The sequence below is a fragment of the Synergistaceae bacterium DZ-S4 genome, from assembly GCA_025943965.1.
In the GTDB taxonomy this organism is placed as follows: Bacteria; Synergistota; Synergistia; order Synergistales; family Synergistaceae; genus Caenicola; species Caenicola nitritireducens.
This window is the reverse complement of record JAPCWD010000001.1, coordinates 132714-155882: the sequence shown is the minus strand read 5'-3', so window position 1 is coordinate 155882 and position 23169 is coordinate 132714. Positions and strand designations below refer to the sequence as shown.

The 23169-nt window shown below is 48.7% G+C and carries 19 protein-coding genes; 8 read left to right on the top strand and 11 right to left on the bottom strand.

The window, feature by feature from the left end; genetic code table 11:
* Positions 1–34: 34 nt before the first annotated feature.
* On the bottom strand, positions 35–1222 hold the full coding sequence (locus OLM33_00760) for a pyridoxal phosphate-dependent aminotransferase (GenBank protein MCW1712204.1): 1188 nt from the start codon (positions 1220–1222) through the stop codon (positions 35–37).
* Positions 1223–1565: 343 nt separating this feature from the next.
* Here OLM33_00760 and OLM33_00755 point away from each other — a divergent pair, with 343 nt between their 5' ends.
* The 4 genes from OLM33_00755 (at position 1566) to OLM33_00740 (ending at position 8011) form a co-directional block, all read left to right on the top strand.
* The gene (locus tag OLM33_00755; protein MCW1712203.1) at positions 1566–2648 is read left to right on the top strand and encodes a BMP family ABC transporter substrate-binding protein; all 1083 of its coding nucleotides are present in this window, start codon (positions 1566–1568) and stop codon (positions 2646–2648) included.
* A 236-nt stretch (positions 2649–2884) separates the two neighbouring features.
* Positions 2885–4882 (top strand): FAD-dependent oxidoreductase, encoded by a 1998-nt coding sequence (locus tag OLM33_00750; protein ID MCW1712202.1) that lies wholly within the window; start codon positions 2885–2887, stop codon positions 4880–4882.
* A 192-nt stretch (positions 4883–5074) separates the two neighbouring features.
* Positions 5075–6550, top strand: a complete 1476-nt coding sequence (locus OLM33_00745) for a hypothetical protein (protein MCW1712201.1) — start codon at positions 5075–5077, stop codon at positions 6548–6550.
* Between the two features lie 114 nt (positions 6551–6664).
* On the top strand, positions 6665–8011 hold the full coding sequence (locus OLM33_00740; GenBank protein ID MCW1712200.1) for an MATE family efflux transporter: 1347 nt from the start codon (positions 6665–6667) through the stop codon (positions 8009–8011).
* Here OLM33_00740 and phoU read toward each other — a convergent pair.
* The 3 genes from phoU to OLM33_00725 all read right to left on the bottom strand — a co-directional run bounded on the left by phoU (position 7991) and on the right by OLM33_00725 (position 11336).
* Positions 7991–8752: a phosphate signaling complex protein PhoU gene (gene phoU / locus OLM33_00735; GenBank protein ID MCW1712199.1), complete on the bottom strand. Its 762-nt coding sequence runs from the start codon at positions 8750–8752 to the stop codon at positions 7991–7993. The two genes, OLM33_00740 and phoU, sit on opposite strands and share 21 nt — an antisense overlap.
* A 28-nt stretch (positions 8753–8780) precedes the next feature.
* A complete protein-coding gene (locus OLM33_00730) occupies positions 8781–10361 on the bottom strand; it encodes a Na/Pi symporter (protein MCW1712198.1) in 1581 nt (526 codons plus the stop codon).
* Positions 10362–10430: 69 nt separating this feature from the next.
* Entirely contained in the window at positions 10431–11336 is a 906-nt protein-coding gene (locus OLM33_00725) for a Ppx/GppA family phosphatase (protein MCW1712197.1), read from the bottom strand.
* A 151-nt stretch (positions 11337–11487) separates the two neighbouring features.
* Between OLM33_00725 and OLM33_00720 the strand changes: the two genes are divergently transcribed.
* Together OLM33_00720 and OLM33_00715 are read left to right on the top strand one after the other, a co-directional pair.
* The gene (locus tag OLM33_00720; GenBank protein ID MCW1712196.1) at positions 11488–12498 is read left to right on the top strand and encodes a phosphohydrolase; all 1011 of its coding nucleotides are present in this window, start codon (positions 11488–11490) and stop codon (positions 12496–12498) included.
* Positions 12495–13595 carry a glycosyltransferase gene (locus OLM33_00715; GenBank protein MCW1712195.1) on the top strand — a complete coding sequence of 367 codons (1101 nt, stop codon included), beginning with the start codon at positions 12495–12497 and terminating at the stop codon, positions 13593–13595. Before OLM33_00720 ends, OLM33_00715 begins: the two co-directional genes overlap by 4 nt.
* Positions 13596–13691: 96 nt before the next feature.
* On the opposite strand, the gene dctP (OLM33_00710) is transcribed toward OLM33_00715, so the two are convergent.
* The 7 genes from dctP (OLM33_00710) to OLM33_00680 form a co-directional block, all read right to left on the bottom strand.
* Positions 13692–14705, bottom strand: a complete 1014-nt coding sequence (gene dctP / locus OLM33_00710) for a TRAP transporter substrate-binding protein DctP (GenBank protein MCW1712194.1) — start codon at positions 14703–14705, stop codon at positions 13692–13694.
* Between the two features lie 453 nt (positions 14706–15158).
* On the bottom strand, positions 15159–15428 hold the full coding sequence (locus tag OLM33_00705; protein ID MCW1712193.1) for a hypothetical protein: 270 nt from the start codon (positions 15426–15428) through the stop codon (positions 15159–15161).
* A gap of 185 nt (positions 15429–15613) precedes the next feature.
* Positions 15614–16930 carry a TRAP transporter large permease gene (locus OLM33_00700; GenBank protein ID MCW1712192.1) on the bottom strand — a complete coding sequence of 439 codons (1317 nt, stop codon included), beginning with the start codon at positions 16928–16930 and terminating at the stop codon, positions 15614–15616.
* The gene (locus tag OLM33_00695; protein ID MCW1712191.1) at positions 16927–17514 is read right to left on the bottom strand and encodes a TRAP transporter small permease; all 588 of its coding nucleotides are present in this window, start codon (positions 17512–17514) and stop codon (positions 16927–16929) included. Before OLM33_00695 ends, OLM33_00700 begins: the two co-directional genes overlap by 4 nt.
* Before the next feature lie 115 nt (positions 17515–17629).
* Positions 17630–18631, bottom strand: a complete 1002-nt coding sequence (gene dctP, locus OLM33_00690) for a TRAP transporter substrate-binding protein DctP (protein ID MCW1712190.1) — start codon at positions 18629–18631, stop codon at positions 17630–17632.
* A 432-nt stretch (positions 18632–19063) separates the two neighbouring features.
* A complete protein-coding gene (locus OLM33_00685) occupies positions 19064–19597 on the bottom strand; it encodes a chromate transporter (protein MCW1712189.1) in 534 nt (177 codons plus the stop codon).
* Complete coding sequence (locus OLM33_00680) at positions 19594–20127, bottom strand: chromate transporter (protein ID MCW1712188.1); 534 nt, start codon at positions 20125–20127, stop codon at positions 19594–19596. Before OLM33_00680 ends, OLM33_00685 begins: the two co-directional genes overlap by 4 nt.
* A gap of 175 nt (positions 20128–20302) precedes the next feature.
* On the opposite strand from OLM33_00680, the gene OLM33_00675 reads away from it, so the two are divergent.
* A complete protein-coding gene (locus OLM33_00675; GenBank protein MCW1712187.1) occupies positions 20303–21031 on the top strand; it encodes a DUF2993 domain-containing protein in 729 nt (242 codons plus the stop codon).
* Between the two features lie 744 nt (positions 21032–21775).
* The gene (gene dnaA, locus OLM33_00670) at positions 21776–23116 is read left to right on the top strand and encodes a chromosomal replication initiator protein DnaA (protein MCW1712186.1); all 1341 of its coding nucleotides are present in this window, start codon (positions 21776–21778) and stop codon (positions 23114–23116) included.
* Positions 23117–23169: the final 53 nt, after the last annotated feature.

Here is a 23169-nt window from a genome sequence, read left to right as displayed (position 1 = left end):
GACCCCCTCTTTTTTTACTAAGGTCACCTTAGAATTATTTTTTGTACTCTTCAGCAAGCTTTTCAAATGCGGGCAGGGATGCCTCTATCTGATCCGTCCTGACACAGTATGAGATGCGGACATACCCCGGACATCCGAAACCGTCCCCGGGAACAAGCAGGAGCTCATGTTTCTTTGCCCTGTCGCAAAACGCTTCGGCATCAGGTTCAAGCGCTTTTACAAACAGATAGAATGCCCCGTCCGGTTTGGCGCATTCGTAACCCATGCCTGTAAGACCGCTGTAAAGTATATCCCTGTTCTTTTTATATATTGAAATATCCGCAGTTCGGCCAATGCATCTTGCTATGAGATGCTGAAAGAGGCTCGGCGCGCACACATATCCCAGTGCCCTTCCCGCTCCGCAGACAGCTGCGTAAACATCTTCCCCGTCTTTCATCCTGTTGGAGACGAGTACATAGCCTATCCTCTCCCCCGGCAGGGAGAGCGACTTGCTGTATGAATAGCAGACAAAGGTGTTGTCGTAATGGCTGAGGAGGAAGGGAACCTCAACATCCCCGTACACCAGCTCCCTGTATGGTTCGTCCGATATCAGGTATATGGGATGTCCGTACAGTTTTGATCTCTCTTCCATTATCAGGCACATTTTTCTGATCGTCTCGAGCGAATAGACGACCCCGGAGGGATTATTAGGGGAATTGATGATGACTGCCTTGGTCTTCTCGTTTATCGCTTGCGCGAACTTTTCCATGTCGATCTGAAAGTTGGCAGTATCGGCCGGTATTACCGAAAGCGCTCCTCCTGCAGACTCGACATATATTTTGTATTCCGGAAAATATGGGGCAAAGGTCAAAAATTCGTCGCCCGGCAGTGCCAGTGCCTTGCAGCATATCGAAAGTGACGCTGCAGCTCCCGCGGTCAGATAAAAATGATCAGCCGTGATCTCTGTCCCGTATTTGCTGTTTATGTGGTCTGCCAGGATCTTTCTTACACCGAAGTCTCCCTGTGCGGATGTGTATCCGTGGATCTTGACAGGGTCTTCGTTGTTTACAAGATCAGTTATCGTCTCTCTGATGAAGGCGGGAGCGGGAACATTGGGATTCCCTATGCTGAAGTCGAATACTTTGTCCGCTCCGATCTCACCTGCCCTTTTCCTCCCGTATTCAAATATTTCACGGATCTGCGAACGTTTCTTGCCCAGTTCAAGCATCTTTTCTGAAATCATTTAAAAATCACTTTCCTCTCGTCTCAAAAGACAAATATTTTTTAAATATATTAAGCATCTCGGAAGCATTTTCCGGCAAGGATCTTTGTCGGCAGGTCTGATAAAATTATATTCTATACTGCCGTAAAAACAAAATATTTATGTCTCACCAATATTTTTCATCTTTCGGCATCATCGACCAATTCAAACATATCTGCAAAATAGTTGATTTATGTAAAGGAATTCCATGGCAAAAAAATAATTGTTATGATATTCTTACAATGCAGTTGAGAGGTAAAGAGACTGGGCATAAACCATCAAATCTCTGATGTCGGAGATCAAATCAAGGGGAGGATCTTTCAATATGAAAAAACGCGGTATTATTGCATTTTTACTTGTTCTTTGCTTTGCTGCGGCAGCATTCGCAGCTTTGGGACCCATCAAGATAAGCGACCAGAAACCGACCTTTGTCTATGTAGGACCTGTGGGCGACGGCGGATACAACTTCATGCACGACCAAGGCCGCAAAATGATGGAAAAGCTTAACCCCGGTATCAAAAGCTCGATAGTGGAATCCGTGCCCGAAGGCCCCGATGCAGAAAGAGTCATGGAGACGGCTGTACGCAACGGATCTAAGGTCATTTTTGCAAACTCCTTCGGTTACATGGATCACGTCATCAACGTAGCCAAGAAATATCCCGACGTCTATTTCATGCACTGCTCGGGCTACAAAGTGGCCCCGAACGTGAGCACATACTTCGGCCGCATGTATCAGCCCCGTTACCTTTCAGGACTGGTTGCCGGCAAAGCAACGAAATCCAACCTTATCGGTTATGTCGCAGCCTATCCGATCCCCGAAGTAATCCGCGGCATAAATGCATTCACCCTTGGAGTCCGCAAGGCCAACCCCAATGCAAAGGTAAAAGTCGTCTGGATATTCTCATGGCATGATCCGGCAAAGGAAAAAGAGGCAACAAAGGCTCTCTTCGATGCAAAATGCGACACAATAGCGATGCACGCCGACACCGGCGGTGCGCCTCAGGCTGCTGAAGAGCTCGGCATGTGGGTCATCGGATACAACAACCCGATGGATAAGTATGCTCCCACACGCCACCTCGTGACGCCTATCTGGAACTGGGGCAAGTACTACGACTACGCAGTCAAGAACATTGAGAAGGGCACCTGGAAATCCGAGCAGATCTGGTGGAGCATGAAGGACGGAATGGTCGACCTTTCTGCGTACGGAAAGGCTGTTTCCGAAGATACAAAGAAACTTGTCGCTGCCGAAAAGAAGAAGATCCTTGACGGCAAGTGGGATGTCTTCCACGGACCGATCAAAGGCCAGGACGGCAAGATAGTTGTCCAGCAGGGCAAAAAGCTCACCGATGGCGAGATGCTCAGTATGAGCTGGTTCGTTGAAGGCGTCGAGGGAACCATTCCCAAATAAAGAGAGCGTAAAATAATAGGGCTGGCTTGTCTTTTAGGCACGCCAGCCCTTTGTTTTTTCTCGGCATTATTTTTCCCAGATAAACTGGGATCATCGTCTCCCTTTCTTAGCTGCTCAGAATGAGACATACAGAATTATTTTTCTGTGAAAAGTTTCAATCCTCGGAGAAGATGGCGTTTCTGTAAAGTAATATACAATACTACGAAATAATTTCAGTTTTTGCGGGGGTCATGGTTTTGCGAAAAAAAATTACCTTGCTTATTTCATTATTTTTTATTTTAATTTCCAAATATACCGGCAGCGCGTACGCAGAAGAGCGGCTCTACGATGTAGCGGTGATAGGCGCGGGCTCAGGCGGATGCTCGGCAGCCATTCAGGCAGCAAGAATGGGGATGTCAGTCGCCCTTATAGAGGAATCTGACTGGATAGGCGGACAGATGACGGGAGCCGCCGTTTCGACGATGGATGACAAGACAAAGACCCGTACCGGAATATACCTTGAGTTCATAACAAAGGTCCGTGAATATTACTCCGCAAGAAATACAAATTACAATATCTGCTACTGGGGAAGCGACACCATTGCATTTGAGCCATGGGTCGGCCAGATGATTTTAAAGGAGATGCTCGGACAGGCCGGACTGATCGACATAATACTGAAAGCCAGACCTCTCTCCGCAAAAGTGACGGATAACAGGATCCGTTCCGTCGATGTACAGGTCGACGGGAAAAATATTAACATCTCAGCTAAGGTCTTTATTGACGCTACGGAATGCGGAGATCTTATCGCCCTTTCCGGTGCCAGGTACCGGGCCGGAAACTCTCTGTCGCCCAAGATAGACAAAAATGCGATCATCCAGGACATCACTTATCCCGCAGTAATTAAACAGTACAAAGAGGGACTGCCTCCCGAGCTTAGGGTACAGGGCCCGCCTCCCGGATACACGGACCACCTTTTCAAATTCAGGATGACCATCAGGAAAAACGGAAGCACATGGCCGGGAGAGTACCCTTTCAGCCCGGTCGTACACAATGCTTACCGGGCAATACCCGACCCTTCGAACAGCACTTTCATTGACGGAGGAAAGCCCGAAACATGGCCAAAGATCTCAAAGACTGCCATTAACTGGGCGAATGACTATCCGGGGCAGAACGGAAGCACTCCGGGCCTTTCAGTGGAATTCCTTGAGAGTCCCAGCTTCAGGGTCCTTGCCACCAGAGAGGCGATGCTCAAGACCCTCGCGTTCCTATACTATATCCAGACGGAGCTGGGCATGTCTGACTGGTCTGTTGACAACAGGCAGGGGTACGGAGGCTGGTTCAGCACAGATTGGGCAAACTGGGCAGAACTCCCGGAAAAATACCGCCCTATCCTCTCCCATTTTCCCCCCTTTCCCTATGTCAGAGAGAGCCGAAGGATCGTGGGGATAAAAACCATGACAGTGGACGACATCTTAAGGGATGAAACGCTGGGCAGGGCCCTTTTTTCAAAACCGCACAGCCTTGCCCTTGGCGAATATCCGATAGACATACACGGAAAAAACGACAGCATTTACCTGGAGGCAGACCTGGGCGAGACTAAGGAAAAGATCCCAAATGACTGGAACGGCGACGGGGGGCTCTTCCAGATACCGTTTGAGGTCTTTGTCCCGGAAAAACTGGACGGCCTTGTGGCTGCAGAGAAAAATATATCCGTTTCAAGGGTCGTTAACGGTTCGACAAGGCTTCAGCCCGTAACGATGCTGACAGGACAGGCCGCCGGTGCTATCGCCGCTCTTGCTGTAATGGAAAAAGTCCAGCCCAGAAAGCTCCGGCCTATCGCTATCCAGACTGAGCTTTGGAGAGCGAAGAGCCGGCTTTCCCTCTTTGATTTTGAGGATGTCCCGAACTACTCTCCGTCATGGGCCGGAGTCGAGGCAGCAATGCTCTACGGTTATATGGATCCACTCTCGGAAAGGTTCTTTGGTGTCTACGATGAAATGCACTGGGTGGAAGTGAGGGACGTCTTCAGAAAGGCTCTCGGCATTGATAAGTTCCCAAAGAGAGAGCTTCAGGGACTCGTTACTCAGGATAATTTATCCGGATGGATCGGAGAACTTTTCAAAAAGGATCTTACAAGATACCGCGGAGTTATTGACGGCCTGGCAGGCGACAAGCCACTTACGAAGGGAAAACTTGCAACTACGGTACTTGCTTTGATGAAAGCGGCTCCTGAACGAAATGACAAAAAGAAATAAGCTGACGATAGCTCTTTGGTACGCGGGCGGCCTTCCCTATGACAAATATGAGAGGGGCCGCCTTTTTTGATCTTTGCGCCCAATGTACGGATGATCCGTATTGAACTTAGTTTTCTACTTGATGTATGATTGGCGGGAACGCAGGATCGATATGGAGGGTCTTGCTGCTAAAAGAGGGAGGCCGATCGGTGTATGAAAAGTTCCATAAAGATCGCTTTGATCTCTGCAGCCCTCCTGATATGCACTCTGACATCCTCTTCGGAGGCTCTTTCCATATCTATTCTGTCTCCCTCTCCGGAAGAGCAGGTCCTTGAATCAGGGAGGGACTTTTACGTTATAGGCAGGATCGACCGGGACGGCATCACCCCCGAAGAGCTGCCCTTTGACATAAAAGTAGATGTTGCAGAGACGGGCCTTGTAAGGGACGGGAAGATCATCCCGGTAAGGACCGTCAGCAGCTGCGTTGACCCTCTTACAGGGCTGACACCTGAAAAAGACATTTACTACAGATATGAAGGAAAGGCACCCTGGGTGGACATTAGCCGTGATACATTATACAAATTTCCTCCACCTGACCTCGTTTACAGGCACGGTGACCCTGAAAGTTTCTATGACCCCTCACTGAAAGCCATAGTGACGGAAGACCGCTTTGCAGTCCTGATCCAGGGCGGCGCGACCAAAGATTTTGATACAGGGTATGCATACCCAGAAGAACTCGGATGGAAGCTCTACAGAGTTCTTGTCACAGCTGAAGCAGATGGGCAGGTCCTCGCCCGAACGGAGGCAGATGTCATGTTCGGAACAGTCCAGGAGAAGGTCCTCGCAAGGTTTTCACCTGATGAACACATGAAGGCTGTCCTCTCTTTCGCCGAAGAAAATGGGTTTCGCATATACAGGGACCTTTTTCCCGGATACTGGCGATGCGCAGACGGCTCAGTATACGAGATCCCGCGCAGATGGAGGGCAAACGATGCCCTTGAGTACGTCGGAGGTAAAGTGCATGCGGTCATTTACAACATAAAGGAAAAAAGGTGCGCGGCCCAGGAGGTCGAGTTAGGGCGTATGGCTTTCGAGGGATGGCTCGACTCGGAAGATGTGACCTACTATCACTACAGTATAGGCGAACCCTCCCTGAGATTCTGCACATGGTACGGGACAGAGACGAAGAAAGGAAAACTTGTCGCGTTTAAAAACGGGGACCGGCTTGAAATTGTACGTGCCGAGACAGGCAGCCTAAGGGACCGCTATTACCCCGAAGATACCGTCGAAAAGGTCGACTGGAACGTACACGATTCTGTCTCCGCCGATCCTGGAGCAGCCCTCGCGATTTGCGGGGCGGTAACTCCCATCCAGCCGATGCTCTCCGAGGTCATTCCGAACGATGACGGGACTTTTGTGGTAGGAAACCGGATAAGCAGGATAAGGTACAGGTTCGTCGACATGATCGACGGCGTTATTCACGAGGAATCAAAAGCTGTCTTCCTCCAAAGGAATTACAGGAGCTCCGATGAAGAATGGTCCCTTGATTCTATATATGAATTCCGCCACCTATTTCTTCTCCCCGAGCCCCTTAACGGAAGGATCCTGACTGTATTCGTCGAGGCCTACGATAATAAGGGCGAGGAGATAGACGGGACTTCTGAAGCCTTTTACCTCCATATCAGGTAATCCAAAGCAAGATCCTAAAGAAAGCATCATCGTTGTATAATGTCCCGGTCTGCTTCTCATGAATGAAAGGATTGATAGTAAATCACCCAGCCTGCTGATCCGGCAAAAAGACAAATGCTGATAGATCAGGAGAAGATACCAAAGCTCCTGATCCATTTTGCGTTCCCTGCCATGATCGGAATGATAGCCGGAGCTATCTACAACATCGTTGACCGCATCTTCGTGGGAAGATACGTGGGAACCGATGGACTTGCAGCCATCACCCTCTCTTTTCCGGTAATGCTGCTCATGTTCTCTTTCTCTCTCCTCATAGGAGTAGGCGGATCGTCAAGGGTGGCCATCTTGAGAGGAGCAAGGAAACAGCGGCCCGCTGAACAGGCCCTCGCACACACACTGACGCTTCTTGCTGCAGTGGGCTTTGCGGGGATGGGACTCAGCATATTCGGTGTCGACTTTCTCCTGAGGCTTTCGGGTGCCGGTGAAGAAATATTGCCCCTCGCAAGGAATTATCTTCGTATCATCCTCATTGGAGGCCCTATGGCCCTTATGGGGCATGGCATAAATTCCCTCATCAGGGCATGCGGGGATCCACGATATGCAATGGGGACACAGATACTCGGTGCTTTCTCGAATATTCTGCTTGATGCGCTTTTCATAGTGAAAATGGGGATGGGCGTAGAAGGTGCGGCTTTGGGTACAGTGCTTGCACAGGGCGCGGCCGCCGTCTGCGGCATCTGGTTTTTCTATTCCGGCTCAAGCCCGGTCAGGATAAGGCTCAGTTTCCTGTTCAGGCTGAGGACGAAGGTAATCAAAAAGATCTGTGCCGTAGGGAGCTCTCCCTTCATTACGGAACTCTCCTTCGTGTTCTACATGACGCTGATGAACAATATGGTGAGGAAATACGGCGGAGATATCGGGCTTTCAGCAATGGGCGTCTTTCTGAGCCTTGACTCTATTCTTTTCCTCCCGGCTCTTGCTATCGGAGAAGCTGTACAGCCGGTCATAGGGTACAATTACGGGGCAGGAAAGCCGGACAGGGTCATCGGCGCCATAAAATATGCAGTCTACATGGTCACATCCTTATATCTTCTGAGTTTTGTCGTTGCTGAGACCTTTGCCCGGGAGATGATCCTGCTCTTCAATAATGATCCGGAGCTGCTGGCTATTGGAGTCCCGGGAATGAGGATAGGCTATATAGGCATTGTATTCATGGGTGTGACCATAGTGACCAATTCGGCTCTTCTCGGCCTGGGCAGGGCGAAGGAGGCAATAACCCTGTCCGTATTTCGGCATGCCGTCTTCCTCTTCCTTCCCCTTATCATCCTGCCCAGGTACTTTGGCCTTTGGGGGGTGTGGATGTCTTTTCCTGTAGGCGACATCTTTGGCTGCTTCATCGCAGCGTTCTTTCTGAAAAGGCTGTTCAAATGGCTTGGGGGAGATTCAGCCCTCTTTATCGAATAAAGTTTTCGGCTGACTTTTTTCCTGCGCCCTTTTAAGCGTCAGGGGGGATATCCCCGTCGCAATGAACGATACCCTCTCTGCAAGGTTCAGCACGTGATCGGAGATACGGGAGAGATGTCTCAATGTCAGTATCACGGTGCAGAAAAGTCTCATCCTGTCGTTTTCGCAGGCCTTTTCAGAGGCAATGATCTTGTCAAGCATCGAAACAGCGTTGCTCCTCGTCTCCTTTATCAACTTTCTTCTCTCTCTTGCGGTACATATGACTGTTTCGTCCTCTCCGGCGAAGGCTTGCATGACTTCCCCGATCATTTTTATATTTTCTTCTGCCATTTTTTCAACAAAAGGTATCATCTCTTCGGGAAAAGTTATGCCTTCAGGGAGATCCCTTACGTTCATCGCGATATTGACCGACTGGTCTCCTATCCTTTCAAGGTCTACTATGATCTTCATGACAGAATAGACGAAACGAAGATCCTCGCGCATCGGCTGCCTCATCGCAATCGAATAGAGGCATTCCTGATCGATCTGCTCTTCTTTTTCATCTATCAGGTCGTCTCCCTCAATAACTTTTTCAGCCAGTACGGCATCTCCCGACCTAAGCGCGCCGACCGCCGTTTCAATTGAGGCTGCAGCGATCTGTGACATCTCTTCAAGAAGAGTCCGAAGTCTCTCTTTATCCGCGGCGTATAGATATCTTTGGAGACTGCTCTGCTTTTTATCTTCTCCGTTGTTTTCCGACATCCATCTCATCCCCTTCATAAGTGTACTCTCAGCAGGGACCTTGAGTTTCGGGCATTTTGTATAACTCTTCGTCTTCCGCCAGGATCTTTGACATTCCAAGGAAACCCTGCATCAAAGATATCACCCTTATTGCTTTAGAAATGTTTCTCCCGTAAGAATAATTGCCGGTAAGTCCGTCTCTTATCTTCCTGCATAGTTCTCCGTATTCTTTTTCCAGTTCTCCGGTCTTCTCTATCAGTCCCTTTTCTCCTATCACAAAGGCTCTCAGGCTTGTACGCATTATCTTTCCTGAGAGAGCGGTCCATTCGTTCCAAAGCTTTGCTCCCGCCCTTTCCCTTAGCGTCAAGCATGCGGCTTCATCCGAAAGTATTTCGCTGATCTCCCCGCAAAGAGTCTTCGACATTGAACGAAGTATGGACATCGTTCTGCTCACCGATGCAAATTTTTCCTGAAGTTTCGGCCCTTCTCCGCCGGCCTGTATCCTGTAGGAGTAGTCCTGACATGATCTGCTGAGTTCCTCTATCGCGTTAGGCAGTTTATAAAAAAGTTCCCTGTCCCTCTCTGAGGGTATCATCAGCATCTGCATATATGCTTCAATACAGTTTGAAAGCCTGGCCATCTCTCTAGACAGGAGCAACACCGCGACAGTCGGGACCGAAAGCAGCTCTTCCTCGATATACATAGGCTGCTCCAATTCTCCGGAGGCCGTGACAAGTCGTGTTGACAGAGTGCTGAGCAATGGAGAAAAAGGCAGTATGATCGCTATGTTGAACAGGGCGATCAATATCTGGCCATAAACAAGTTCCTGGACTACATCAAGGCCTGTCCCGCTTAACAGCCTGTGAGCGGAAGGGACCAAAAAAGCAAACGCGGCCGTGCCGGTCAGATAGTAGACGGAAGAACAAAAACCAAGCCTTCTTGCGCTCAGTCTTCCCCCAAATCCTGAGGCAACTGCGATGAGGGACGACCCAAGATGGGCTCCGAGTGCGACCGGCAGGGCTGATGCTGCGGGAAGGGCGTCAGAAAGGGCCATTGCTATCCCAAGTCCGATTATCGCAGATCTGCTTTGAAAGACTGCCGCAAACGTGAAGGCAGCGGTTCCGATGGTTAAAGGAGAAGATGACCACGACAGCACGGTATCCCTGAACATTGCGTCCTCGAAAAGTGATACTGCCCCCATCTTCAGAAACATCATACCGAGGAAAATGATTGTTATGCTCTTCATAACTCCTCCAAAGAGGCGGGCCTTCCTGTTCCTCATTTTGCTGAGGAAAAAGGCCCCTGCAAACAGGATCGGGGCATAGTCAAATATATTGAGGCTGAGAAAGATCGAGACCAGTGTCCCTCCAAGACTTGCCCCCATGACCATCAAAAGCGAACCGGCAAGAGAAAGTATTCCGGCATCGACAAAACCCACCCCGAAAGATATCGCGATGGCGCTGCTTTGCGCCACAGCAGCCAGGAGGACCCCGAGCAAGAAGGAACCGGTCCCGCTCCCGCTCAGCTTCTCTATGCCCTCCCTCAGGCTTCCGCTTATATCATGCTTGAAGAAACGGGCACTTTCCTGTGCTCCATAGAGGAAGAGCGCGAGGCCGCCTATTATGTTCACGATACTGTCGCTAATTTCCGTCTCACTCACCTCCGGCCATAAGACCTGCCTCTTCTGCCCGGCCTTTTTTTACATGCTCAACAAAACACCGTGCCTGAGGCCCCTGTCGCTTACAACTATCTCGCTGCATCCGCAAAACTGGATAGCATATCTGATGATGCATGCTCCGGCCAGTATAATGTCGGCTCTTTCCGGATCTAAGCCTTTTATCTTCCTTCTTTCATCACCGGTCTTGGTCGAGTATTCCCCTATCTGCCTGTTTATCTCTTCCTCTGACAGTATCGTTCCGTGCGCTTCTGTCGGATCATACCTCTCCATTCTCCTGAATACGGAGGCCATGGCGGTCACATTTCCTCCGATGCCTACGGCCATCTCCGCCCTGAATGGGGGTTTCGTTAAGGCGAACAGCTCTTTTAATTCATCCTCCGCATTCATCAGGTCTTCCTGTGACACGATATCTTTTGAGAAATACTTTTCCGTGAGCGTAAGTGCTCCCGTTTTCAGGCTCGACCGGGAGACGATCTGCCCTTCACGCGCAAAGACCAGTTCGGTGCTTCCCCCGCCTGTGTCGATCATACAACAGTTTTTGACATTGCCGGGATCGAAGCCTGAGAGGGCACCCCAAAACGAGAGGGTCGCCTCATCCTCCCCCGAAAGCACCTCTGTCTCAACCCCGGCATGTTCCCAGATCCTGCGCATAAAATCCGCTGCGTTCAAAGCTGTCCGGAGTGCCATCGTTCCGACGATCCGTATTTCTCCGGCTCCGCTCTTTTTTGCGTCCAGGACAAATTCCTCTGCGGTCTCTGCGCTTCTTAGAAGTGCCTGCGGACTGATCCGCCCCGTTTTACTGAGCCCCTCCCCCAGCCTCGTTATCTTTACCATGTCTTTAAGGATTATGGGCTTATCATTGCTACAAACCTCTGCGAGCAGGTACTTGACCGAATTTGTGCCGATATCAATGACCGCTTTGATCATTATATTTCCCCTTCTTGAATTTCACTCTGGCAACACACTAAATTGATTATAACCTCATGCAAATCAAGCCGCAATAAAGCTATTTTATGCCATTTTGTCATCAATGCTGTAGAATTATGTGCGTATCTGCCTCAACGGGGAGGAACTACACATGCAGACAGAAAAGGTTCTACGGATAATAAGCCATACAGACCTGGACGGAGTCGTATCTGCAGCTCTCGCCTGGCATGCCGGAAGGTTGTCGGGGCTGCCTATAAAGGTCTCGCTTATGGGTTACGGTGAGGTGGACAATGCCATTCTTGAATCGCTTGATTCCGGACAAAGGCTGGTCGTTCTGGATCTTTTCTGTCAAAGGGACCGCACAGTCGATGATATTGACAGGCTTTTCCCCGGGGGTGGCTCTCCCTTTATATTCGACCATCACAAAAGCACTTTTGACAGGTACAGCAACAGAAAATGGGCTGTAGTGGACACCGGATGCTGCGCGGCAATGGTCTACCGGAACTGGCTCATCAAGCAGGATCTCGATGCAGGGGCCAGAAAGATCGTTGACGACATGGGACCTCTGGTGAATATTACCAACGACCGGGATCTCTGGCTTGGTGAGATACCCGAAAGCCGTCTCTGGCAGGGACTCGTTACGATTTGCGGACCATGGGGCGTACTGATGAGACTTGTTTCGGATCCTTCTGCCAAACTGACGGAAGGAGAGCGGAACGCCGCTCAGGATTTTGTGGACCGCCAGGAAGCAAGATTTGAACTGGCAAAGACAAAAATATCAAGGATAGGGGACGACCTTTCCTTTGTCGGTGACGGGCTTCTCGAATTCGGCGACGTTTCCGACTTCTGCGGATTGATACTGGACAGAGAACCTAACCCCACAAAAATTGCTGCAGTTTCAGCAAAGAGGATGGGGGGCGACTGGGCTCTTTCTCTTCGAAGCCGTGACGGACTTGCCGGTAAGATCGTTGCCTTGCTTAAGGACGGCAGCAAGATACGGGGAGGCGGCCACGAAGACGCAGCCGCGCTCTATTTCCCCTCCAACTACAGTGAGGATCAGATACGGGAGACGGTACTGGCTGCCATCAGGCAGGAGAGAGAAGGGTCCGAGACCCCAAATGTCACGCTGGGGGACCTGTTCAAAGGGCTGGATAAAATTTGAGATCTATAGCATTCCTCTACGCTTCTGAAGGGACCGGACACAAGGCCGCCGCCGAAAATCTGAGAGAGTGGCACCTTGGGCGGTCACGCGAAAATACGGCGATCTGCATGGATGTGCTTGAAGTGCTGCCTTTTTGGCTGCGAGGTACTGTATCTATGGGATATCTTCTTATAGCGCGGCACGCTCCATCGATCTGGGGCAGATTTTACTGGGGATCGGACAAGCCCTCCTTCCAGGCATCGATTTTCGACCATATACATTCGATTTTATGCAAAATATACCTCCCGGGCATCGAAGAGATTGTATCTTCCTCCGGAGCTGAGGCTGTTGTCTTCACTCATTACTTCGGAGCCTCGGTTTTTGCGGCAAGGAACCGCCTAAAGATACCGGTGTACTACGTAAATACTGACTTTATCACCCACAGGTTCCAGAGAAGCGACCTTTTTTCCGCCTCATTTGCAGCGAGTGAGGCCGCGCTTGAACAGTATCGGGCAGACGGCATAAACAATGTTTTCAACACTGGAATACCGGTCTCAAGAAAATATAGCTCTCCTATATCAAAAATTACTGCGAGGGACCGGCTCGGACTCGATCAATCGAAAAAGACCGTCCTGGTCACTGGAGGGGGGATCGGTGCGGGACCTGTTATCGATGTAACAAGATCACTTGCCGCAGAAAAGGAGCTCCAGACCCTCGTGATATGCGGAAATAATCTTCGTCTGTATAAAAAACTTACTTCAGTGTACAGCGGATGTCAGAACGTCAGGATCGTCCCCTTCGTGGACAACATGCCCGAATACTACCGGGCTTCCGACCTTGCCGTGATGAAACCGGGAGGGCTGTCGCTATCCGAGGCTCTTTCCGCGGAGCTCCCGCTGCTTTTGATGGAGCCTATTCCCGGTCAGGAGCAGCTCAACATGGACCTGCTCTGCGCAGGCAGCGCGGCAAGATGCCTGAAAGACTGCAGCAAGGCGGCAGAAGAGGCACTGGAGATGCTGGAAAACAAGAGTGTTATGGATGGCCTGACCAAAGGTACGAAAAAGTTTTCCAGGCCCCGTGCCGCTGAGGAGATACTTGAGATAATAACGGGGCACTGATGGCGCATCATAAAGGTTTGCTTTAATAATACAGATGGGAGACGGAGCAATAGACATACGCCGCCTCCCATTTTTCATTTATTTTGGAGCTTGTCGTTATTTGCTCTTGGGTGCGAACTGCTTACGGAACTCATCCATAAGATCTTTGCCCATGTTGGCTTCGAGCTTCACCCAGCTTTTTGAAATGGCCGCCTGGATCGGTGCAAGTTCTTTGTCTGTGTATGTGTAGACCTTTATGCCCTTTTTCCTCATCAGATCCATGTAACGTGCGTCGTCTTTCTTCGCCTGATCGATGGACTTTGCCGCTACCTTGGTAACAGCGTCAAAGATGATCTTCTGATCGGCCGGCTTCAGTTTGCCCCATGTCTTCTGGCTCATGAGGTATGATTCGTTTTCAAGCGAGTAGTTCGTCTGGTACCAGTATTTCATAGCATCCTTGAGCACCGTGTATGCAAGTGCCGGCGGTATGGAGGAGACTGCGTCGCAGACTCCGGTCTGCATTGCCTGGAAGATGTCAGCATAGGGAAGCGATATCGTCTTGTATCCCATTGCCTCTACACCGGTCTTGTAAACATCCATGAAAGGCACCCTGGTGAGAACGCCCTTATTGACTGTGGGGTCAAGGGGATCCCTGACAGGTTTCGTGCTTCCTATCCCGATCATGCCTTCAACGTTGAAGCCAAGGAACTTGACTCCGAGTCTTGTATGGAATTCGTCCATTTTCTTTGCCATCCATCCGTTGGGCTTGAAAGCCTTCTTTATGCCGTCGTAGCCTGTTACAAAACCGTTGATGTAGACAAGTTCCATCCTCGGGTCAAACTGGCTGGGTACAGAAATGAGGGCCATGTCGATGGTGCCGCGGATGAGCTCTTCATATACAAGGGTATAGTCTCCGAGCTGGTTTGCGGGGAAAATTTTGATGTCGATGCGTCCGTTGCTCTTCGCGGCAACTTCCTTCGCAACTTCTTTCATGAATCCCGTCGCAGTATGATCGGGCGGGAACTGACCGGCAAAACGCAGGTTCACTTCTGCTGCCGATGCTGCCGATGCCATTGCGACCAGTACCATCATCACTGCTAGTACAAGTGCAAACTTTTTGGTGCTTTTCATGGTATATGCTCTCCTCTCAAGTTTTGGTTCTTTTTTCACAGCCTAGCATGGCTGATATTTTTTATCGTTTGTAAATTAATTCACTTAATTTCAATAATTTGGAGAAATAAAATTATTACTATGTCTTCTTCTGTAAATCAGAAATTTTCTTTTTGACTTTAGTTTTATTGAAACAAAAGATATATCAGTTTGAATGTCTTGTCAAGGTAAGACTATTTATCATAAGGTTTAACACTATGGTTTATTCGATTAATATTTTTGAATACCTGATCCAACATCAGTCCGCAAAACACATTTCTTCGCTCTGTAACAGGATGTAAAGCCGTTCTTGCTTTTGTTTGCAAATTATCCTCAGGTAAAAATAAGCAATTGTTGCAATAAAAATATCACGTCCCAGTATGAGGGGCGTGATATTTCAATTTTAATTATTCTCGTACGCTGCTCTCCGTTTTACTATTCGAGAGGGGGAAGCGGTCCTACCTCATCCTCTTTGGTAAATTCGCTACTGGGATCGAAACGCCTTCTGAAAGACTCGAATTTACTCTTAATATCTTCCATCATAAGCGTCGCCCAGAGGGGATCAGGCCATTTTTTCCTGTGAGCGGTGGTAGAAAGGCATGCGCACATCATCGCGCCAAAATAAAGATAGGCATCGTTGAAGGCCAGTGCCGCACCGAAAAATATGAAACAGAGAGAGGCAAAAAGATCTTTGTAAAAATACACATTATCGCTTCCAATCAAAAAAACTCCGTTTGCTCAACTGTATATTATATCAGATAGACAGGCCTCATATACAAGAATGGATCGATTTCAGTATAAATGCTTAAGTGCTATCAGTATAAAAATCGAAGCTCCCAGCCTCAGGCGGGAGCTTCGATGATTTCTTGCCGATAAACGATTTTTCTTTCTTACCAGGGAAGCCCCAGGATCAGATGGGGCAGTAAGAGCGAGACTTTCGGTATGTACGCCGTTACAGCAAGCACCGGGATCCAGCAGAGAACCATGAAGGTCAGTGCCGGCTTCATGATCTCGTTGATCGATGCCCCACCGACCCTTCCGCTCAGATAGAGCACCGGAGCACAGGGCGGCGTTATGCACCCGAGTGCCGTGTTGACTCCCACTATTGCCGCATAGTGTACAGGATCTACTCCGAGTTTCGCTATTATCGGAAGCAGTATCGGCGTGGTAAGAACAACAACGCTGATGTCGTCCATGAGCATTCCCATGAGGACCAGGAACACGTTTATCATAAACATAATGATATATGGGTTCGATGATATCGTGTAAAAGAGGTCGAGCACCTTACCGGGCAGGTCTTCGAGTATGTACAGCCTCGAGAGCATCGAGACGGAATAGAGCATTACCATGATAACGCCCGTCGTTATCGATCCCTCGACCACTATGTTGAAAAGGGTCTTCCAGTTAAGTCCCTTGTAGATATAAAGACCGATCGGGATGCAGTAGACGACAGCAAGAGCCGAGGCTTCCGTTGTGGTCATTACTCCGCCGTAGATGCCTCCGAGGACCATGACCGGCATGAAGAGTGCCGGAATGGCAAGACGCCCTCTTTTCATGAACATATCGTAACGTTCTTTTGGTGTGCGTTTCTGGCTGACGAGGATCTCCTTATTGTCACGGAGCATCCAGAGATTGACCAGGCCCAGGAGGATTATCGTAACTATTCCGGGGCCAATAGTCGAAAGGAAGCACGCAAGAACAGAGATACCGCTTATCCAGGCAAATATGATCAGGGTCGCGTTAGGCGGGATGAGCAGTCCAAGCAGCGATGCGTTCGCCATAAGGGCGCAGGCGTGTCCCATCGGGTAGCCGCCGGCCTTGAAACGCGGGAACATGATGGCGCCTATGCAGGAAAGGGTCGCACAGGCCGCTCCGCAGATGGATCCGAATACGGCGCAGGAAATTATGCCGACTACTCCAAGTCCGCCCCTGATATGTCCCACAAAGACGTCTACCATGTCGATAAGCTTCTCGGCGATGCGGCCTCTCTCCATGATCCCGCCCGCGAGTATGAACATCGCTATGGCTATCAGGGAGACGGAGTTCATCTGGGTGAAACCGTAGGGCAGAAGCTGTGTTGCCTGGTAACCGACCTGATCCACCCCGCCGAAGAATATCAGCCAGGCGCATGACGCCATGAAGCTTACCGGGACCGGGACTCCTATCGTCAGACATGCCATCAGTATAATAAGTGCTATATAGATCATTCTGTCTTACCTCCAGCGAAAAGAGCTTTTCCGGCCCTGATCATGTCCCACATGAAATAGTAGGACATGAAGAAGAGACCTATGAAGATCGGGAGGTATCCTGTCCACAGAGGTATCCTCCATGCGACTGTCTTGGGTATTGCGACACCTGTGCCAAGCGGGCCGGCAAAACCGAAGTAAAAGAAGTCCCATCCCCACCATGTGAAAAGAAGTGTGACTCCAAGTGTCACGACTGTCTTGGTAAATACCAGCAGCCTTTTAAAAGTACTTTCTTTAACATAAGACTGAACAAGGTCGGCTGAGACATGCGATCCGGCGAAGGCTCCGTATCCCGCCCCCATGAAATAGAGCCAGAAAGCGAATATCTTTATCCATTCCTCGTAGCCGTAGAGGTCCATCTCAAGAACATAGCGCATAACGGTCGCAGCGCTTATTATTATTGCGAGGGTGATCGCCATGACAAAACAGATGATCGCAAATGTCCTGGTCACTATCTTGTCAAAGGGGTTCGTTGCGGGTCTGACCGTTGAGATCGGTTCTTCGTAAACATTTTCTTCCACGTACTTACACTGCGTCTGTGTCATAAATAAGGCTCCTTTCAAAAAAAGGAAATCCGGGGAGGAAAATCCTCCCCGCGGATCTCCCGGATGTTGCTTGGTCTTATTATGATGTTGCTTTATTTATTGTAACGAAAAAATATTACAGATTGCCGAGATGCTGTTTGAACTCCTTCATGAGAGGTTCTGTCATACCGCGCTTGCCAAGCTCTTCCCATGTCGTGATGCATGCTTCTTTGATCGGCTTGAGTTCGGCTTCCGTGTACTTGAAGACCTTTATGCCCTTCTTCTGCATGAGGTCCATGTACTTGTTGTCTTCAGCCTTCGCGTTGTCTATCGAGAGAAGGGTGTATTTTTTCGCTACATCCATGAACACCTTCTGGTCTTCGGCTGAAAGTTTTTTCCATGACTTTTCGCTGACCATGATCGCAAGGTATTCCATTGAGTAGTTGGTGTGGTACCAGTACTTAAGGACGTCGCCGAGGATCGTGTAGGCCGCTGCTACCGGGTAGCCGTCAACCGCGTCGCAGACGCCGGTCTGCATTGACTGGTAGACATCTGAATAGGGGATAGTGATGGGACGGAAGCCCATTGCCTTTGCTCCGAGCGTGTAGACGTCCATGTTCGGGACTCTGCAGAGAACGCCCTTGTCGACCTTCGGGTTGAGGGGTTCTTTGAGGGGCTTCGTTGATCCGATACCGATCATTCCTTCGATGTAGGAACCGATCAGTCTAACTCCGAGGGCTGAAGAAAGTTCATTCAGTTTGTTGGGCAGCCACGCGCCGGGAACGAAGACTTTCTTGGCATCCTCGTAACCGCTTATAAACCCGTTTACGTAAACGAGCTCGAGGCGGGGGTCAAATTCGCTGGCTATCGACATCATGGACATGTCGATCGTACCGCGGATCATCTCTTCCATAACAAGAGAGTAGTTGCCGAGCTGGTTGGCCGGATATACCTTGATCTCTACGCGGCCGTTGGTCTTCTGGTTGATCTCTTTGGCCATTTCGTTCATCGTCTTTGTGGCCATGTGCTCGGGGGGCGACTGTCCTGCGAAGCGGAAAACGATGGGGGCTGCTGTTGCCGGGCCTACTGCTGCTACGAACAGAAACATAACTGCGAGGATAACTGCAAATTTCTTCATCAAAAATACTCTCCCTTCAAGTTTCTATTTCTTGTTGTTCGATGATAACTTTTGATGCGTTGGGTGATCAAAACCCTGAATAAAAACTATACGATAATTTTACTCTTTTACAGCCCTCCCTTCCGTACACTAAGTAAAACTCTAACTGTCTAACTATTTTCAAAATTTCAAAATCTAATATTTCAAATTCGTCCGGCTGTACCATTTGCACGGTTAACTGAAAAACCGGAGAATCACGATAACAAGTTACATCAAACAGGCTTTTTAGTCAATCTCACCTGTCATGATATGAGCAAGACTGATATTTCTGTTTATGTGCCAATCCCGTGTTTTTTTAATGAAAAGGAGCCTTAACAGATAAAATATCACAGTATTTGTGAATTATTATTCATGTAACAGTTTTTGATGCCTGTTTCGCAGCATTTTAATATTTCAGGAAAATAGGAACGCACCAATTACACCAAAAATAACAAGCAGTGCGGGAGGATATTTTTTAAAAAATTCGCAAAAACGGAAGAGGACTATTCCTAAAATGAGCATCGATATCGCCGCAAAACCGTTTTGGGCCGTAGCTGTAAGCGGAGAAACAAGAGAAAGTGCCAGAAGGCCCGCAACTATGGGACGGATAAGGTCTTTAAATATCCTGCCTTTGTCGGCATCGGCTTTATTAAGAAGAAACAGAAGAGCACACAAGATCAGGATGGGTACTGTCACTACGGACAGGGTAGAGACGGCGGACCCTGGGATCCCTGCCTGCTGGTATCCTACGAATGTTGCCGCATTGATCGCGATGGGGCCTGGAGTGACCTGGGAAAGGGCAAGTACCTGGTTGAACTGGGATTCAGTGAGCCATCCTGTAGCCTTTACAAGCTGGTATTCGATCAGGGGGAGCGTCGAAAGCCCACCGCCGAAAGCACCGGCAGCGATCTGCGAAAACGATAAAGCCAGGTCGAGAAGAACTTTCATCTCACTGTCAGCCTCTCCTTCAACAGCTGAAGAGAAAAGGCCGCCAGCATGGAAATAAGGGGATGGGCTCCAAAAAGTCCGATGAGGACAACTACGACGGCAAAAGGAACGAGGTTCCACCAGCCGGATATAAGAGTGGATCTGACATTGTCAGATACTACCATTGTGATGATAGCTCCGGTCCCGGCCAGTACGCCTTTGAAAAAACCCTGGACCCGCGGGTCGTCAGAATACTTCATTATCACCGGAGACAGGGCAAGGACGATAAGAAAGGGCGGAAGGACGGCTCCTGCCACTGCTGCCAAGCTTCCTTTAAGTCCCCTGTAATGCCTGCCCAGCAGCCATGCTATGGATACAGCCAAAGGGCCCGGTACCGAAGCGGCAAGGCTAAGCATGTCAGAGAACTCGCTTTCAGTTATGTCATCCCTGTCTGCCAGGCCCAGCTTGACCATACCCAGAATTACTATTCCGCCACCGAATGTGACCGTGCTGATCTTAAAAAAGAAAAAAAAGAGCTGAAGTGTTGTCATTTTAATTCCTTCCGCCATTGCTTGATCCACGTTATGGCCTTTTAAATAAATCACAGTATATTCAATGATAATTCAAAAAAAAGAAAAAGAAAACATCTTGGATATTGCGTAGACTATTTTGAACTAAAGGCTAGAATCTATAATATCAAATCAATTCTTGTGGGGTGCATCTTATATGAAAAAAACTGTCCTTCCCATTTCGCTCCTCTGTTTTGTCTTTTTGTTCTTTGTCTGTCCAAGCGAGGCATCCGACGAAGCAGCTCTTGCAGCGGCAATGGGCAATTCACTTATTGCAGTCTTCAGGCCTGAAAAAGCCACTGTCCGGATAAGAGAAAAGGCTCCGGAAGCATGGATCGAGATCGACGGAGGGAAGATAGACGGCATAAAGATAGAAAAGATGAGGCTCCTGGCCGAACTGAAACCCGGTCAGGCTGTGACATCCTCCGAAAGCGAAGCGTCCCGGCTGGCGGCAATGATCAGGGATTCGGCCGGAGAGGTGGTCCTCGCTGAAAAAGATATAAATGAATACTTTAAAAAGAATGAGAACCCTGATGGTTTTTCAGATCTGGTCTTTGATTTCGGGAAAGACGGTTTCACGGCAGCAGGAAAATTCCGGACCAGGATCATAGTTGACCTTGATCTCCCGATCTCTGCCAAGGGGATCCTCGCTCTGCGAAGCGAAGCTGTTTATCTCGAAAATACCGTTATTAAAGTTGAAGGGATGAACCAGCCCGAGTTCCTCACGAACATGATACTGTCCAGGATAAATCCTCTGATCGAATTCAAAGACATACCCTTTCCCGTCACATTCGAAAAGGTCATCATGACCGAAAGATCGGTGATCCTGACCGGGAAACCGAAGGAATTCAAAGAAGGAAAGAGCTGGCACTGGGAAAAACCTTAAATAAACAAACTATACAGTCCTAACAACGTATAAGCAAAACAGGATGATCTGCCGCACCGTTGGCAGATCATCCTGTTTTTATGAAATAGTCAAATAAAGTCTAAGTCAATATACTCTATTGAAGCTATTATATTACAAAAACCGGAGACATTTTCCCGGTCTTTCTACGGCTGCCATCTGTATGATCCCCTCTCGGAAAGCAACATGCCGCCCCACAGTACCGACAATATTCTCAGGATTAGCAAGACTGTTTTTGTTTCGTTCGCAAATTGTCTTTTTCTTGATCCATGTTATTATTTTCTGAATTATTGCCAACATACACACATTTTCTGTCCACACTGTGTGGATAATGCAAAAATCTGACCCGTATCTCGGCTTCCCTAACGGTTGTTCGCAGAAATCACAAACTGGGATTTCTGATATATATGTCCCAAAAATTGGCGTTTGTTTACATATTAGTATCATCATATCCACAAAACAGTCTTAATTGGGCAAGGATTATCCACGCCCTAAAAATCTTGATGGTCATTTATGGTCAGTCAATCTTGACTTTGTTATATTTTGCGCTTGAGCTATGGTTCTGAGGTTTTGCTCATTTCACAATACACTGACAGTTGTTTGTGGATATGTGGATATTTAATGTGGATTTAAATGTTTTTTTGATTTTCTCAGAGAGGGATCTTCATGATACAATTGTCCGGACAGACTTCCTTCGCAATAATCTGTCCCCCGGGGTGAATATCGATGACCAAAGATCTGGATATTTTATGGAACGAATTCAAAACTCACTGTGTGGAGGTCATTTCCAGCACTGACAGTGCCATCAAGACATATCTTGACACGTGTCTTCCCGTCTCAATGAAGGATGGGATACTTGTCCTGGATGTTCCTACCCCGTTTGCGAAGGAACAGATCAAATCCCGCTTTCTCGATGACATGAAAAATCTTCTGTCCGAGACAGGATTCGGTTCGGGCATAGAGATAGAGGTCAGCCAGGAAATAAAAGAGGACGTCGGCGCTGCAGGAAGGGCCGTTGCCGCAGCCACACCCGCAAAGCTTTCGCTCAGCAGGAACGGTCTCAACCCGAATTACGTCTTTTCGTCCTTTGTCGTAGGAAAATCAAACAGACTGCCTCACGCTGCGTGTCTTGCCGTGGCAGAATCGCCCGGCATTGCCTACAACCCGCTCTTTATCTGGGGAAAGGTCGGTCTGGGCAAGACGCATTTGATGCATGCGATAGGACACCACACTGAAAAGACCCAGCCGAATACAAAGGTCCTTTATGTGAGTGCTGAAAAATTTACAAACGACCTTATCACATCCATAAGAAATAACACAAACAATGAATTCAGGTCACGCTACAGGGAACTTGATGTCCTGATGATCGACGACATACAGTTCATAGCGGGCAAGGAACAGACCCAGGAGGAAGTATTCCACACATTCAATGCCCTCCACAATTCAAAAAAACAGGTAATTATAAGTTCAGACAGGCCTCCCAGAGATATACAGGGAGTGGAGGACAGACTTGTTTCCCGTTTTGAGTGGGGTCTTGTCACCGACATACAGCCGCCGGATCTTGAGACAAGAGTTGCGATACTCCAGAAGAAGGCAGAAATTAAAAATTATAAGATACCGGATGACATCATTCTTTTTATTGCCCAGAACATCCCCAGCAACATAAGGGAACTTGAAGGCGCACTCAACAGGATAGTCGCTTGTTCTGAGTTCAACTCGGACCCGATGACTATGGAGAACGTATCTGTGTGGCTGAAAGACCTCCTGCATGATACGCGTTCCGGTCCTGTCAATATCGGGCTTATCCAGCAGCTGGTGGCGGAGACCTTCGGCATCTCCACAGACGATCTTCTGTCTCCGAAAAGGACCGCAGATCTTGCCCTGGCTAGGCAGGTGGCAATGTATCTGGCAAGAAACAGGACCGGAGAAAGCCTTCAACAGATAGGCTACGCATTCAACAAGAAGGATCACACGACCGTTATCCACGCATGTAAAAAAGTTGAAGAACTTCTGAAAAATGATCTGCGTGTACGTTCTTTTGTGGATAATGTTGTAAGCAAGCTGTAGATTCAAGTTTTTTTTCGTGTATATTTTTGCGATTAAAATATAATTTTGCTCTT

What these genes read in the sequence shown, in the direction of transcription:
- OLM33_00760 (MCW1712204.1), bottom strand. Translation starts at nt 1,222, where the DNA reads ATGATTTCAGAAAAGATGCTTGAACTGGGCAAGAAACGTTCGCAGATC.
- OLM33_00755 (MCW1712203.1), top strand. Translation starts at nt 1,566, where the DNA reads ATGAAAAAACGCGGTATTATTGCATTTTTACTTGTTCTTTGCTTTGCT.
- OLM33_00745 (MCW1712201.1), top strand. Translation starts at nt 5,075, where the DNA reads ATGAAAAGTTCCATAAAGATCGCTTTGATCTCTGCAGCCCTCCTGATA.
- OLM33_00740 (MCW1712200.1), top strand. Translation starts at nt 6,665, where the DNA reads ATGCTGATAGATCAGGAGAAGATACCAAAGCTCCTGATCCATTTTGCG.
- phoU (MCW1712199.1), bottom strand. Translation starts at nt 8,752, where the DNA reads ATGTCGGAAAACAACGGAGAAGATAAAAAGCAGAGCAGTCTCCAAAGA.
- OLM33_00725 (MCW1712197.1), bottom strand. Translation starts at nt 11,336, where the DNA reads ATGATCAAAGCGGTCATTGATATCGGCACAAATTCGGTCAAGTACCTG.
- OLM33_00720 (MCW1712196.1), top strand. Translation starts at nt 11,488, where the DNA reads ATGCAGACAGAAAAGGTTCTACGGATAATAAGCCATACAGACCTGGAC.
- dctP (MCW1712194.1), bottom strand. Translation starts at nt 14,705, where the DNA reads ATGAAAAGCACCAAAAAGTTTGCACTTGTACTAGCAGTGATGATGGTA.
- OLM33_00700 (MCW1712192.1), bottom strand. Translation starts at nt 16,930, where the DNA reads ATGATCTATATAGCACTTATTATACTGATGGCATGTCTGACGATAGGA.
- OLM33_00695 (MCW1712191.1), bottom strand. Translation starts at nt 17,514, where the DNA reads ATGACACAGACGCAGTGTAAGTACGTGGAAGAAAATGTTTACGAAGAA.
- dctP (MCW1712190.1), bottom strand. Translation starts at nt 18,631, where the DNA reads ATGAAGAAATTTGCAGTTATCCTCGCAGTTATGTTTCTGTTCGTAGCA.
- OLM33_00685 (MCW1712189.1), bottom strand. Translation starts at nt 19,597, where the DNA reads ATGAAAGTTCTTCTCGACCTGGCTTTATCGTTTTCGCAGATCGCTGCC.
- OLM33_00680 (MCW1712188.1), bottom strand. Translation starts at nt 20,127, where the DNA reads ATGACAACACTTCAGCTCTTTTTTTTCTTTTTTAAGATCAGCACGGTC.
- OLM33_00675 (MCW1712187.1), top strand. Translation starts at nt 20,303, where the DNA reads ATGAAAAAAACTGTCCTTCCCATTTCGCTCCTCTGTTTTGTCTTTTTG.
- dnaA (MCW1712186.1), top strand. Translation starts at nt 21,776, where the DNA reads ATGACCAAAGATCTGGATATTTTATGGAACGAATTCAAAACTCACTGT.